Annotated in this window: 9 protein-coding genes; 4 read left to right on the top strand and 5 right to left on the bottom strand. The window is 66.7% G+C overall.

Annotated elements, in window-relative coordinates; genetic code table 11:
• Positions 1-76 precede the first annotated feature (76 nt).
• Together A6F68_RS03695 and A6F68_RS03690 are read left to right on the top strand one after the other, a co-directional pair.
• Positions 77-1,462 carry an OprO/OprP family phosphate-selective porin gene (locus A6F68_RS03695; RefSeq protein ID WP_067676481.1) on the top strand — a complete coding sequence of 462 codons (1,386 nt, stop codon included), beginning with the start codon at positions 77-79 and terminating at the stop codon, positions 1,460-1,462.
• Between the two features lie 80 nt (positions 1,463-1,542).
• Entirely contained in the window at positions 1,543-2,592 is a 1,050-nt protein-coding gene (locus A6F68_RS03690) for a substrate-binding domain-containing protein (protein WP_067676478.1), read from the top strand.
• Between the two features lie 84 nt (positions 2,593-2,676).
• On the opposite strand, the gene A6F68_RS03685 is transcribed toward A6F68_RS03690, so the two are convergent.
• The 3 genes from A6F68_RS03685 to A6F68_RS03675 form a co-directional block, all read right to left on the bottom strand.
• The gene (locus A6F68_RS03685) at positions 2,677-5,364 is read right to left on the bottom strand and encodes a TonB-dependent receptor plug domain-containing protein (RefSeq protein ID WP_067676475.1); all 2,688 of its coding nucleotides are present in this window, start codon (positions 5,362-5,364) and stop codon (positions 2,677-2,679) included.
• Positions 5,365-5,490: 126 nt separating this feature from the next.
• Entirely contained in the window at positions 5,491-7,836 is a 2,346-nt protein-coding gene (locus tag A6F68_RS03680; RefSeq protein ID WP_067676473.1) for a DNA translocase FtsK, read from the bottom strand.
• A gap of 68 nt (positions 7,837-7,904) precedes the next feature.
• Entirely contained in the window at positions 7,905-8,453 is a 549-nt protein-coding gene (locus A6F68_RS03675; RefSeq protein WP_067682003.1) for a thiamine phosphate synthase, read from the bottom strand.
• 25 nt (positions 8,454-8,478) lie between these two features.
• Here A6F68_RS03675 and A6F68_RS03670 point away from each other — a divergent pair, with 25 nt between their 5' ends.
• On the top strand, positions 8,479-9,150 hold the full coding sequence (locus A6F68_RS03670; protein ID WP_067676470.1) for a YggS family pyridoxal phosphate-dependent enzyme: 672 nt from the start codon (positions 8,479-8,481) through the stop codon (positions 9,148-9,150).
• A gap of 66 nt (positions 9,151-9,216) precedes the next feature.
• Positions 9,217-9,555: a hypothetical protein gene (locus A6F68_RS03665; RefSeq protein WP_157096635.1), complete on the top strand. Its 339-nt coding sequence runs from the start codon at positions 9,217-9,219 to the stop codon at positions 9,553-9,555.
• Here the strand turns inward: A6F68_RS03665 and A6F68_RS03660 are convergent, their stop codons facing one another.
• Together A6F68_RS03660 and A6F68_RS03655 are read right to left on the bottom strand one after the other, a co-directional pair.
• Positions 9,556-12,315: a [protein-PII] uridylyltransferase gene (locus tag A6F68_RS03660; protein ID WP_067676464.1), complete on the bottom strand. Its 2,760-nt coding sequence runs from the start codon at positions 12,313-12,315 to the stop codon at positions 9,556-9,558.
• A complete protein-coding gene (locus tag A6F68_RS03655) occupies positions 12,312-14,018 on the bottom strand; it encodes a class I adenylate-forming enzyme family protein (RefSeq protein ID WP_067676461.1) in 1,707 nt (568 codons plus the stop codon). The genes A6F68_RS03660 and A6F68_RS03655 overlap by 4 nt, the downstream gene beginning before the upstream one ends.
• Between the last annotated feature and the right edge of the window lie 44 nt (positions 14,019-14,062).

The following is a 14,062-nucleotide window of genomic DNA, read 5'->3' as shown; positions in this document are numbered from 1 at the left end:
CAGTCACACAGGCGTCACACAACGCTCATAGGGGCGCCTTGAAAGCGTAACGCTGATTTCATGAGGGACGAAAGAAGTGACCAAGACCCGCCTGACGATCTCGACACTCGCCGTGGCAGTGGCCGCGGGATGGGCGGTCCCCGCCGCGGCGCAGGACGCAGCCGCGGTGGCGCAGGAACTGGCCCAGATGCGCGCGCAGATGGCCGCGATGGCCAGCCGCATCGACACGCTGGAGGCCCAGCTCCAGGCCGCCAAGGCCGAGGCGCAGGCGGCCACCACCGCAGCAAGCGCGGCGACCGCCAGCGCGGCCGCGGCAACCGAAGCGACCAAGGCCGAATCCGCCACGAAGATTGCCTTCAAGGGCGCGCCCGAAATCACCGCCAAGGGCGGCTGGAGCTTCAAGCCCCGCGGTCGGCTGCAGATGGACACCGGCTTCGTCGACGCGCCCGACAGCACCGGCCGGCCCGATGGATTCGGCAGCACGTTGCGGCGCGCGCGCCTGGGCATGCAGGGCGATATCCCCGGCGGCTTCGGCTACAAGTTCGAGGTCGATTTCGCTGGCGACACGGTAACGCTGACAGACGCTTTCCTGACGTACAAGGACGGCGCGCTGACGGTGACCGCGGGCCAGCACAACAGCTTCCAGTCGCTCGAAGAACTGACCAGCAGCCTCCACACCTCTTTCATCGAGCGCGCGGCCTTCACCGACGCGTTCGGTTTCGAGCGCCGGCTAGGCCTGTCGGCGGAGATCGCCAAGGGCGACCTGCTGCTCCAAGGCGGCGTCTTCACCGACAACAACAGCGCGCTGCCCACCGGCAACGTCGGGCTTGACGGGCGGATCGTGTTTGCGCCGAAAGTGGGCAAGGGCCAGCTCCACCTCGGCGGCTCGGTCCACCACTATTCGATCGACAATGCCGGCTCGACCGTGCGCTACCGCCAGCGTCCGCTGGTCGCCTTCACCGCCGAGCGGTTCATCAACACCGGCAACATGACGGCCAAGGGAGAGCGCGGCTACGGGCTCGAGGCGGCCTACATCGGCGGGCCGCTGCACGTCGCCGGAGAGGCGTTCTGGCAGCGCGTCGACCGCCCCGGCGCTCTCGCCGATCCCACATTCTTCGGCGGCTATGCCGAGATCGGCTTGTTCCTCACCAAGGGCGACACCCGCGGGTACAAGGGCGGCACGTTCGATCGCGTAAAGCCGAAGAACCCGGTCGGGAAGGGCGGTTTCGGCGCCGTCCAGGTCAACCTGCGCTACGATCACCTCGACCTGATTGATGCCGGAATCGTCGGCGGCAAGCAGGCCGGATACCAGGGCAGCATCGTCTGGACTCTGACCGATTACACCAAGCTTTTGCTCAACTACGGCCGCATGCAGTATACCGACGCGTTCTATGCGGCGGCAGGCGGCGATCGCTCGTACGGCGTCGATGTGGTCGGTATGCGCGCCCAGATCGATTTCTGATAACGCAACAAACCTGTCATTCCCGTGTCACATCGCGCCGCTAGCGGCGCACACGACCTAAACAGAGGGCATACTTCGAAATGACCAAGTTCAAGACCATCGCGTTCGTCACACTTTCCACCGTCGCGCTGGCCGCGTGCGGCGGCAGCGGCGGCGGCGCCTCGGGCAGCCGCGATTCGATTCGCGCGGTCGGCTCGTCGACCGTCTATCCCTTCGCCAAGAAGGTCGCCGAAGAGTTCGTCGCGGCGAACCCGGGCATGAAGAGCCCGCTGATCGAATCGACCGGCACCGGCGGCGGCATCAAGCTGTTCTGCGCCGGCGTCGGTGCGCAGCACCCCGACATGGTCAATGCCAGCCGCCGCCTGAAGGCGAGCGAGTTCGAAGATTGCCAGAAGAACGGCGTAACCGACGTGGTGGAGATCCAGGTCGGGCTCGACGGGATCGCCTTCGCTTCGGCCAAGGGCGGGATCACGATGAACCTCAGCCCCGAGATCGTCTACAAGGCGCTCGCCGCCAAGCCGTTCGGCAAGGAGCAGACCGCCAAGACCTGGAAGGACGTCGACCCCTCGCTCCCCGCCGACCCGATCCTCGTCTACGGCCCGCCGTCCACTTCGGGCACGCGCGACGCGCTCAAGGAACTGGTCCTCCAGAAGGGCTGCGAGAGCGACCCGGCGATGAAGGCGATGAAAGACAGCGACAAGGACAAGTACGAGCAGCTCTGCACCGAAGTCCGCGCCGATGGCGCCTATGTCGACCAGGGCGAGCAGGACAACCTGATCGTGCAGAAGATCGAGGGCAACCCGAAGGCCGTCGGCATCTTCGGCTACTCGTACCTCGAGGAGAACATCGAGAAGCTGCAGGACCTGCCGATGAACGGCGTGCTGGCGACCTACGAGAACATCTCGAACTTCAGCTACCCGGGCGCGCGCCCGCTCTACGTCTACGTCAAGAAGGCGCACATCGGCGTGATCCCGGGCCTCGCCGAGTTCCTCGCGACCTGGACCAAGAGCTGGGGCAAGGACGGCCCGCTCGCCAAGATCGGCTTCGTTGCCGCACCGGACGATGTCCAGGCCGCCGCCGCCAAGGCCGCGACCGACGGCACCGGGATGACCGCCGACGGGCTCAAGTAAGCCTTCGGCCTCCCGGCCCCAAAGAGGAGGGCCCCGCCGGATCGCTCCGGCGGGGCCCTTTCTTTTGCGCGTGGCGCGTAAGGCTCAGTACTTCACGCGCAGGCGCACGTAGTAGAAGCCTCCGTTGATACCGAACGGACCGCCCGAGCGCGGGTAGACCTGGCCGTCGGCAAGGCTGTCGGTCAGCGCGTAGATCGGGTTGGTGGTCGTCGGCGCGATGCGGTCGGGGTAGGTGTCGAACAGGTTGTTCGCGCCCACCGTCAGCGTGAAGTGGTCCATGAAGGTGTAGCTCGCGTCGAGGTCGACGGTCGCCTTCCCGCTGAACCGCTGGCCCGGATACTCGAGCTGGTTGGCCCACGAGCTGAAGTAATTCACCCGGCTGTTGAGCTGGAAATCGCCCATCTGCCAGTTCGCCGAGGCGTTCAGGCGGTGCTTGGGAGGCAGGTTGGCGATGTTGAACCGCTGCGCCGCGCTGATCACCGACGGGTTGAACTCAGTCACCTTGCTCTTGTTGAGGGCGTAGGCGAGCGTCGCGTTGAGCGAACCGCCGGCCAGGTTCGTACGGTAGCTCGCCACCGCGTCGATGCCCTTGGTCGAGGTGTTGAAGCCGTTGGTGAAGTAGTTCACGTCACCCCCGACGCCCACGATCGACAGTGCGGGCAGCGCAGCGAGGTCGGCAGCCGTCACGGTGAACGTCTGCGAGATGCCGATGCGGTTGCGCACGTCGATGATGTAGCCGTCGACCGTCAGCGTGAAGGCGTCGAACGGCTTGAGGATGAACCCCGCGCCATAGTTGTTCGACCGCTCCGGACGCAGCGATTCCGCACCGTAGAACTGCGCGATCGAGCTCGACACCGGATAGGTGCCGGTCTGGACCGCGTTGCCGCTGCGGAAGTTGGTGGTGACGATCTGGGTGTTGTTCTGACCCGGCGACGGCGCGTGGAAGCCCGTGCCCACGGTTGCGCGGACGGAGAACGCCGGGCTCAGCTCGGCGAGCGCATTGGCCTTCCACACGAAAGCGCTGCCGAAGGTGCTGTAGTCCTCGTAGCGGCCCGCGACGCCCATCGTGAACGCCTCGGTGATGTCCGCCTCGGCGCCGACGTAGAAGCCGTAGCTGTTCTGGCTGCTCGCACCGGCGAAGGCCGGGCTCACGCCGCCGTAGCCGCTCGCGGCGGGCGACTGGCTGGCTACGCACTGGTTGGTGGCCGGTTGAGCCGAATCGAACCGCGGGCAGGTGGGCGTGTTGAGGACTGGTGCGTATACGCCCGGCGAGACCAGCGAGTAGAGAGGCTGGCGGGCAAATGGGCCGGCGGCATACGACTGGGTATCGCCGACGGTCTTTTCGTATTCCTCGCGCCGGTACTCGGCGCCGCCCGACAGCGTGATCGGGCTCGCGAAACCGACCTCGAGCGGATAGGTCAGGTCGAGGTTGTAGGTCTGCTCGCGCTGGATGAGGTCGCCGAAGAAGAACTCGGTCTGGCTCTGCGGACCGAACGAAGGACTGAGCGAGTCGGTCATCGACAGCGAGAGCGAGTTGCGCGCCATCGTCGCCGACAAATCGTAGGTCAGCCCGCCTCCGAGTTCACCCTTGACGCCGGCCGTGCCGTATAGCTGCTCGACATCGCCGATGAAGCGCGGCGTAAAGCCGCCCGGGTAGATCGAGCTGAACAGGAAGACGTTGCTGTCCTGCACAAAGCCGCCTGCAGGGCAGGTTGCGTTGTTGGCGGGGCACGGCGTCAGGAAGATCGTGTTGAACGATCCGTTGCGGCCGTTGTTGCGCGTCGCCGGGGTACCCGAGCCGTCGTTGACGACCAGGCCGTTCGCGCTGAGCGAGGGACGGTAGTTGAAGCTCTGGTTGGCGGTGCTCTCGGCGTAGTTGACCGTCAGGTAGAGCTGCGCGGAATCACCGGCGAGGTCGATACCGGCGTTGCCGAACAGCTTGAGGCCATCACCGGGAGAAGAACCCCAGATCTGCGCGGGCAGACCTTCGGTGAAGTTGGGAATGGTATTGGCGAGCGACGGATTGACGGTCGCGAAGTTGACCGCGGTCGGGCGGGTGCGGCCGCGGCTCGTACCGTCGGCATCGTACCATTCGCCCGACAGGGTCAGGAAACCCGAATCGGCGAAGTTGAAGCCGGCGTAGGCGCCGACCTGGATGCGCTCGCCGTCGCCTTCGTAAGTCTCGCCCCAGAGACCCTGGAGCTCGAACCCGGCATCGTCGCGGATCTGGTAGTTGATGACGCCGCCGATAGCGTCCGAACCGTATTGCGCGGTCGCGCCGTCGCGCAGGATCTGCAGGTTCTTGACCGAAATCGCCGGGATGTTCGAGATATCGGCGCCCTGCGAGCCATAGGACAGCGCGGTGTCGGCGCCGGAGTAGACCTGCACCAGCGCGGCACGGTTGTAGCGCTTGCCGTTGACCATCACGAGGATCTGGTCGGCACCGAGGCCGCGCAGCGACGGCGGGCGGACGAAGGTCGACGCGTCGGAGATCGTGTTCTGCGGCACGAAGAACGAAGGCACGATGTTACGCACCGTCTCGAGCATGTCGGCCGCTGGCTGCTGACCCAGTTCGGTCGCGCCGATGACGTCGATCGGCGAGGGGGAGTCGGTCACCGAGCGGTCGGTACGGCGGGTGCCGATAACGACGATCGAAGTGCCTTCGTCGGCCTCGGGCGTGCTGCCGGAGTCCTGGGCGAAAACGGGTTGTGAAGCAGCGGCGGCGAATATGGCGGCGGTTCCGGCGAGCAGCCGGTGACGTCGAGCAATCATGTAGTGAACCTCCCTAGTCCAGGACAGAGAAGTTACTCAAATCCATAGCAATGGCGCAAGATTGCAATAGGGACGCCCAACCGAATAAACATATGTGTTGCCCTTGCAACACATCCGCACCCGACTTCACAGGGGATTGCCGTCCTTGTCGCGATAGATGTCGCGCCGGCCGACGTGGTTGGCGGGGCCGACGAGGCCGTCTTCCTCCATCTTCTCGATCCATTTCGCCGCGGTGTTGTAGCCCACGCCCATCTGACGCTGGAGCCATGAGCCGGACGCCTTCTGGTGCTCGAAGACGATCTGGCAAGCCTGGCGATACTTGCGCTCTTCGGGATTGTCGGACGCGGTGAGTTCGTCGTCGAAGCTGAAGCCAAAACCTTCCTCGGGCTCCTCGGTGACGGCGTCGACGTAGTCGGGCTTGCCCTGCCCGCGCCAGTGCTCGGCGATGGCCTCGACTTCCTCGTCGGACACGAACGGACCGTGGACCCGCACCAGAGCGCCCGTGCTCGGCTTGTAGAGCATGTCGCCCTTGCCCAGCAGCTGTTCGGCGCCCTGTTCGCCGAGGATCGTGCGGCTGTCGATCCGGCTCGTCACGTTGAAGCTGATGCGGGTGGGCAGGTTGGCCTTGATGACGCCGGTGATGACGTCGACCGAGGGGCGCTGGGTCGCCATGATCAGGTGGATGCCCGCCGCGCGGCTCTTCTGCGAAAGGCGCTGGATCAGCACCTCGATCTCCTTGCCGACGGTGACCATGAGGTCCGCCAGCTCGTCGACGATCAGCACGATCTGCGGCAGCGGCGCGTAATCGAGCTGCTCTTCCTCGAAGATCTCCTCGCCCGTGTCGGGATCGAACCCGGTCTGGACCCTGCGGCCGAGCGGCTTGCCCTTGGCGGCGGCGGTGCGCACCCGCTCGTTGAAGCCGGCGATGTTGCGCGCGCCGATGCTCGACATCTGGCGATAGCGGCGTTCCATTTCCTCGACCGCCCACTTGAGGGCGCGGACCGACTTTGACGGCTCGGTCACCACCGGCGAAAGCAGGTGCGGGATGTCGTCGTAGCTCTTGAGCTCCAGCACCTTGGGATCGATCAGGATCAGGCGGCACTCGTCGGGCGTGAACTTGTAGAGCAGCGAGAGCAGGATGCAGTTCAATCCGACCGACTTGCCCGAACCGGTGGTGCCCGCGACCAGAAGGTGCGGCATCGCGGCAAGGTCTGCCACGATCGGCTCGCCGGCGATGTCCTTGCCGAGGATGATCGGCAGGCTGCCGCGCGCGTTCACAAAGGCGTCGCAGGCGGCCAGTTCCTTCAGAGCCACCATCTGCCGGTCGGCGTTGGGCAGCTCGATGCCCATCACGGTCTTGCCGGGAATCGACGACACGCGTGCGCTGATCGCGCTCATGTTGCGGGCGATGTCTTCGGCAAGGCCGATCACGCGGCTCGCCTTGATGCCCGGCGCGGGTTCGAGCTCGTACATCGTCACCACCGGGCCGGTACGCACCGCGGTGATCTCGCCCTTCACGTTGAAATCGTCGAGCACGGTCTCGAGCAGGCGGGCGTTGCGTTCGAGCGCCAGCTTGTCGAGCTTGGGCGCGGCATGGACCGGCGGCTCCTCGAGCAGGTCGAGGCTCGGCAGCTGGTAGTTGGCAAAAAGATCCTTCTGCGCCTTCTTGCCCACGGGCTTTGCAGCGCGCGGCGCAGCTGCGGGATCGGCGATTTCGGGCGCGCGGCGCTCCGCGAACTGCGGCGGCTCCTCGGGCTCGGCCTGCCGGCTCCTGCGCGCTGGCTTCGGCACGAACGGCAGGTCGATGTCGGGAAGCGCGGGTGCGCGCTTGAGGAAGCGCGGCAAGGTAAGCAGTTGGACCCAGTCGAGCGCGAATACCTTGGTCACCCCGGCCACGCCGCCCGCGAGCGCGGCAAGCGCGAGCCCGAGGATCACCCAGCCGCTGGCACTTTCACCCAGCCGCCCGGCGACCGCCTCGATCGCGCCCGCACCCAGCAGGCCCGATATCCCGCCCATCGATGCGGGCAGCGAGCCGCCCGGGCGATCGAATGTCAGCGACAGGACCGTCCCGATCAACGCCATTGAGAACAGCAGCAATCCCAGTGGACGCCACCAGCGCGTGCGTTCGTCGCGGTCGTCTTCCTCCACGTCGCGCCACAGCTTGCGCGCGGAGACATACAGCAGCGGCAGCAGGAGAATGCCGGTCACGCCGAACAGGAAATAGACCCGCTCGGCGACCCAGGCGCCCGTTGGCCCCATCCAGTTGCGCACGTCATCACCCGCCGCCGCGGTCGATGCGCTGGGATCGGTCTGGGTATAGCTGGCAAGCGCAAGGCCAAGGAACAGCATCGCGGCGAAGAGGCCGGCGGCACCGCTGACCTGGAGCGCGCGGCGCAGCGACCGGCGAAACGCCGCGCGCCAGTCCGCCGCCGGCGCCCGTGCGCCTGCGCGTCCGATTGCGCGTGTAGCCATTGCTGCTCCCCTCGATCCGTCAGGGTCGCTTTATCGCAGGCGCGGGACTCCCGCGTCAAGAATCCTGGCTAGGAATCCTGTTTCAGTGCCAGACCGTCGATCGCAGCCCAGCGCATCCAGCCCAGTTCCTTCGCCCGCTCGAAGGTCATACCCCCCAGCGCGATCACCGGCATCTCGGCGAGCGCGGCGAGCGCGTGGAACTTTTCCGGGCCGAGCGGCACGGCATTGGGGTGGGTCCGCGTCTCGAACACCGGCGAGAGCATCGCGGCGTCGGCCCCGGCGGCGTTGGCGTGCGCGATCTCGTGCCCGTCGTGGACCGCGGCAACGCGGAGCAGCTGGGGCGCATCACCCACCGCCTCGGGCGGGCCATACGAACCATTGGCGCCCCAAAGCACCGCTTCGTCGTCGCTCCCGGACAGGACCGCCAGGTGGCCGCCCTCGCGCACGAGCGGCAGAAGTTCGTCCCAGCGCGCGCGCCGCGCTCGGGGGTCGAGGTGGTAGTGGCGATAGACGAACGCCGAGCCGCGCGGCAGGCCGCGCAATGCGCGCGGCAGCAATTCGTCGTTGCGAGCGTCCGAAAGGAGCCAAAGATCGGGGAGTGGCTGGCGCTGTCCCATGACCCCGCTATAGCGCACCCCCGAGATGAATGCAGCGTTAGCCCTGACCGAAATCCACGATCGTATCGCCCGCGCCTGCAAGATCGCGCGGCGCGAGCCCGCCGAAGTATCGCTGATCGCCATCAGCAAGACCCACGGCCCCGAGGCCATCGCCCCCTTGCTCGACGCCGGCCACCGGGTGTTCGGCGAGAACCGGGTGCAGGAGGCCGCGGCCAAATGGCCCGACCTGCGCGAGCGCTACGAAGGCGTCGAGCTCCACCTCGTCGGGCAACTCCAGTCGAACAAGGCGGAGGACGCCGCACGGCTGTTCGACTGCATCCACTCGCTCGACCGCCCCAGCCTCGTCACCGCGCTCGCCAAGGCGTTCGACAAGATCGGGCGGCAAATCCCGTGCTTCGTCCAGGTCGATGTCGGCGAGGAGCCGCAGAAGGGCGGCTGTCCGGTCGCCGATCTCCCCGCGTTGCTCGCCCAGGCGCGCGACGCGAGCATCCCGCTGATCGGCCTGATGTGCGTGCCCCCGGCCGATCTCGAGCCCGCGCCATTCTTCGCTTTCCTCGACAAGCTCGCGCGGGACAACGGCCTTGGAAGCCTCAGCATGGGCATGAGCAGCGATTTCGAGACGGCAATCATGCTCGGCGCAACCCACGTTCGTGTCGGCAGCGCCCTGTTTGGTGAACGCGCGGCGCCTCCGCGTTAGGCAAATCTCCCTGCCGGGCTTTAACCTGTGAACGATAGGGTCGTGGCTCCAGAACAGGAGTCCGCGATGTCTCGCTTTGCCCTTTTCGGTGTCGCAACCGCCGCGCTCGCTATTGCCGCGCCTGCCTTCGCGCAGGACGGTGCAGATGCCGAGCGCTCCTTCGCCCGCGCCGCGCGCAGCTTCACCGCGTGCCTTGCGGCCACCGCCACCGGAAACGAGTACACGGGGTCGCTGGACGGCAAGTGCCTGGTCCAGGAAACCGCCTATCGTGAAAGCGGCGTGCGTCTGCGGGTTGCGCGCGGGCTCGACGCGGACGCTGCCGCGAAAGAGACCGAAGCAGATATCGCCAGGGGCCGCGAGTCCTTTGGCGACGCCCGCACGGTGCGGGTCGCCAGCTCGCGCTGATCAGGCGTTTTCGAGTTCGGCCTGGCGCTCGTCGCTCGCCGCGGCGAGCAGGGCCAACTCGATTGCCTTGAGCCGGGCCGAACCGGTCACCTTGCCCCCGGTCAGGTCGGTCACGTAGAACGTATCCGCAGCGCGCTCGCCGTAGTTGGTGATGTGCGCCGAGTGGACCACCAGCCGGTTTTCGAACAGCGCCCGGGCCAGCCGGTTGAGCAGCGCGGCCCGGTCGCGGGCGTTGACCTCGATCACCGTGAAGCGGCCCGAGGCCTGGTTGTCGAACGAGACGACCGGCCGCACGTCGAACGCCTTCGCCCGGCTGTGGGGCAGCGGGCGCTTCGCCAGTTGCGGCACCAAGGCCGTCCGGTTGGCGAGCGCATCGGCGATCGATGCCTTCAGCCGTTCGAGCTGCGCGGCTTCGGCAAAAGGCCGGCCGTGCGGGTCCTGCACGAGGAAGTTGTCGACCGCCCACCCGGTTCGCGTGGTGTGAATCCGCGCATCGATGATGTTGCCGCCCGCAAGGTGGATGCCCCCGGCGATGCGATAGAACAGGCCGGGGTGGTCCGCGGCGATCACCGTCACCAGGGTCGCCCCGCGCGATGGATAGACCTCGCAGTGGACCGATAGGTTGCCTTGTTCCTCGTGGCTCAGGCCATAATGCACCAGGTTGAGCGCGGCGATGTCCTCGGCTTCGGCGATCCAGTAACTGTCGTCGAACCGGTCGCCGTACAACTTGAGCAGCCCTGCCTTGTCGCCCAGCTTCTCGCGCACGGCCTCCTTCTTGGCCGCCACCCGTTCCTTGCGGCCGTGGCTCATGTGGCCGAGACGCAGGCGTTCCTCGGCGGAATCGTAGAGCTCGCCGAGAAGCTGGCCCTTCCACGAGTTCCACGTCCCCGGACCGACCGCGCGGATGTCGATCGCCGTCAGGATCATCAGGTGCCGCAGCCGCTCGAGGCCCTGGACCTCGGACACGAAATCCTCGATCGTCTTGGGGTCGGTCAAATCGCGCTTGAAGGCGGTGCGGCTCATGAGCAGGTGCTGGCGCACGAGCCACGCGACGAGCGCCGTCTCGCCCTCGTCAAGACCGAAGCGCGGGCACAGCTCCTCCGCCACGTCGCCGCCGAGCACTGAGTGATCGCCGCCGCGACCCTTGGCGATGTCGTGGAGCAGCGCCGCGACATAGGCGACGCGCCGGCTCGCAACCTCGTGGATCAGCCGCGCGGACCGGGGATGGTCGGCGGTCAGTTCGCCCTTCTCGATCCGGCTCAGGAGGCCGATCGCGCGGATCGTGTGCTCGTCGACCGTGTAGTGGTGGTACATGTCGAACTGCATCTGGGCGTTGACCCGCCCGAAGTCGGGCACGAAGCGGCCGAAGACCCCCGCCTCGTTCATCCAGCGCAGCACCGTCTCGGGATCGTTGCGGCCCGCGAGAAGGTCGAGGAACAGGGCGTTGGCGCGCGGATCGTCGCGCACGGCCCCGCGGATGAGCCCGGAATCGCGCGACGCCTGCCGCATCGTCTCCGGGTGCACTTCCAGCCCGTTCGCCTCGGCGAGCTGGAACACCTCGATCAGGCGCACCGGGTCCTTCGCGAACCAGTCGTCGCCGGGCGCGGCTATGCGCCCCCCGTAGACCCGGTACCCCTTCAGTTCGCGCGCACGCGGGGTGAAGCTGGCGAGCAAGCCCTTGCGCGCCCGCGACCTGGCGAACTGCTCGTCGATGTGGGCGAGGAACACTCCAGTCAGCGCACCGACGCGCTTCGCCTGGAGAAAGTAGAACTGCATGAAGCGCTCGACCGCGCTCTTGCCAGGCCGGTCGGCGAAATTCATCCGCGCGGCGACCGCGCGCTGGAGGTCGAACGTCAGGCGGTCCTCGGCCCGGCCGGTGATCGTGTGGAGGTGGCAGCGCACCGCCAGCATGAAGCCCTCGGCGCGGCGGAAGCTGCGGTACTCGGCCGCGGTGAACAGCCCGACCTCGACGAGGTCCGCGGCAACCCGCACCTTGTGGATGTATTTCCCGATCCAGTAGAGCGTCTGAAGGTCGCGCAGCCCCCCCTTGCCGTCCTTCACGTTGGGCTCGACCACGTAGCGGCTGTCGCCCATGCGCTTGTGCCGCGCGTTGCGCTCTTCCAGCTTGTCGGTGACGAATTGCTTCTCGGTGCCCTTGACCACCTCGTCGGCGAAACGGCGGCTGACCTCGTCGTAAAGGTCCTGGTCGCCCCAGATGTAGCGCCCCTCGAGCAGGGCGGTCCGGATCGTAAGGTCTGACTTGGCCATGCGGATCGTGTCGTCGACCGAACGGCTCGAATGGCCGACCTTCAGGCCGAGGTCCCAGAGATAATAGAGCATCGCCTCGATCACCTGCTCGCACCACTGGGCCTGCCGGGTCGGGTGGATGAAGGCGATGTCGACGTCCGAATGCGGCGCCATCTCGGCGCGGCCGTAGCCGCCGACCGCGACCAGCGTCAGCCGTTCGGCGGTCGACCGGTTGATCGCCGGATAGACGTCGGCGATCACGTGGTCGTGGATCGTGCGGACGATCTGGTCGATCAGGAACGAGTGCCCGCCGGTGATCTCGTGCCCAGCGCTCGGCTTTTCCTCGAGCCGTCGGTCGAGTTCGGCGCGGCCCGCCTCGAGCGCAGCCTTGAGCGCGGCGACGATCTCGGGCCGAGCTCCGGCGCCCTTCGCGGCGACCAGCCCGGCGATGTCATCGGCGAGCGCGCGGCGATCGATGACCTCGCGCTGGTGGGGGATGCGTTGCTGGTTCAAGCGGTTCCGGCTTTTTCGGCGAGCGCCTGATAGCGCGCGCGCAGGGTCGGCTTGTCGATCTTCTGGGTGCCAAGCCGCGGCAGCGCATCCTCGACATGCCAGAGAAACTGCGGAATCTTGAACTTGGCGAGCCGCTCGGCGAGGAATTCCTTGAGGTCCTCGGGATCGACGTCGTGGCCCTCCTTGACGAGGTAAACCGCCGCCGGAATCTCTCCGAGCCGTTCGTCGGGAATCCCGAAGACCGAGCATTCGGCGATGTGCGGGTGGGCGTAGATCTCCTGCTCGACCTCGATACAGCTGATGTTCTCGCCCCCGCGGATGATGATGTCCTTCTTGCGGTCGACGATGAAGAGATAGCCGTCCTCGTCGAGGTAGCCGAGGTCGCCGGTGCGAAAATAGGCGTCGTCGGTATAGGCGGCGCGGGTGGCGTCCTCGTTCTTCCAGTAGCCGAGGAAGTTGCACACCGAGCGAATGCACACTTCGCCGACCTTGCCCTGATCGAGCGGCTTGCCGTCGTCGTCGAGGATCGCGAGGTCGACTAGGGGGCGCGACGCCGTCCCGGTCGACCCGGGCTTGGCCATGTAGTTCTCGTTGAGGTTGCCGCAGCCGACCGCGTTGGTCTCGGTCAGGCCATAGCCCAGCAGCGGGAAGCCGTCGGGAAACGCCTCGCGAATCTTGTTCACGTGCTCGGGGGGGCGCGGCGCGCCGCCGGCGGCGAAGCTCTTGCACTGCGACAGGTCGTACTTGTCGCGGTCGGGGTGGGTGGCCAGTTCGTAACTCATCAGCGGAACGCCGACGAAGTAGGTGATCTTCTCTTCGTCGAGCAGGCGCAGCGCCTCGGTCGCGTCCCACTTGGGCATCAGGACGAGCTTGCGGCCCATTGCGAAGCTCTGAAGGAACAGCGGGATTTCGCCGGTCACGTGGAACAGCGGAACGCTGACCAGCGCGCTCGGCTGCACGCTCGGCGCCTCGCCGCGCTCGGTGAAGAGCTGGAGCAGCGTCGCCATCTGGCAGACGTAGTTCATCACCCCGCTGACCACCCCGAGGTGATCGGAATAGGCGCCCTTGGGAAAACCGGTCGAGCCCGAGGTGTAGAGAATGGTAGCAAGGTCGTCCGGCCCGAGCGTGCCGAGCATCGTCGCGGCGGTGTCGCCTTCGGCCCAGACCGGCTCGAGACCGGCCGACGGCGGTCCGTCGTGAGTGAACACCACGACCTTGGCGTCATGCTCGATCCCGTCGAGCCGCGCGGCGCGTTGCGGGTCGGCGAGCACGAGCGAACACTCGCACAGGTTGATGCCGTAGGCGAGCTCTTCGCCGGTCCACCAGCCGTTGAGCAGGGTGGCGCAACCGCCGCCCATCAGCACGCCCATGTAGGCGGCGATCCAGTTGGCCGAATTGCGCGCGGCGATGCCCACGCGGTCGCCGCGCTGCATCCCGTGCCGGGTGACCAGGCCGTGCGCCACGTTCGACGCAGCAGCATACATTTCGCCGAAGGTCAGCCGCTGGTCTCCGTCGACGATGAAGACAGCATCCTTATGCAGGACCGAGAAATGCGCCATGTAATGCGCCAGCGTCGGCGGGGCGTTGAGGAAAGCCGGCATCGGCACCCCTCGCCGTTCGACCGTCTTCGTCTCGAACATCTGGCCGGGGCTCGTGACATGGTCGGCAATTCGCTGAATGTCCCTGTCGAGATCGGTCGCCATCGTTCGCTGCAATCCTCTAGCCAGTTTATGTGTGCCGGGGTTTC

Source organism: Tsuneonella dongtanensis, from assembly GCF_001698205.1.
GTDB classification, from domain to species: domain Bacteria; phylum Pseudomonadota; class Alphaproteobacteria; order Sphingomonadales; family Sphingomonadaceae; genus Tsuneonella; species Tsuneonella dongtanensis.
Note: the sequence above shows the minus strand (reverse complement) of the source record. Positions and strands in the feature narration are given on the sequence as shown.

Coding starts and splice junctions, on each gene's coding strand:
- A6F68_RS03690 (WP_067676478.1), top strand. CDS start 1,543: ATGACCAAGTTCAAGACCATCGCGTTCGTCACACTTTCCACCGTCGCG.
- A6F68_RS03685 (WP_067676475.1), bottom strand. CDS start 5,364: ATGATTGCTCGACGTCACCGGCTGCTCGCCGGAACCGCCGCCATATTC.
- A6F68_RS03680 (WP_067676473.1), bottom strand. CDS start 7,836: ATGGCTACACGCGCAATCGGACGCGCAGGCGCACGGGCGCCGGCGGCG.
- A6F68_RS03675 (WP_067682003.1), bottom strand. CDS start 8,453: ATGGGACAGCGCCAGCCACTCCCCGATCTTTGGCTCCTTTCGGACGCT.
- A6F68_RS03670 (WP_067676470.1), top strand. CDS start 8,479: ATGAATGCAGCGTTAGCCCTGACCGAAATCCACGATCGTATCGCCCGC.
- A6F68_RS03665 (WP_157096635.1), top strand. CDS start 9,217: ATGTCTCGCTTTGCCCTTTTCGGTGTCGCAACCGCCGCGCTCGCTATT.
- A6F68_RS03655 (WP_067676461.1), bottom strand. CDS start 14,018: ATGGCGACCGATCTCGACAGGGACATTCAGCGAATTGCCGACCATGTC.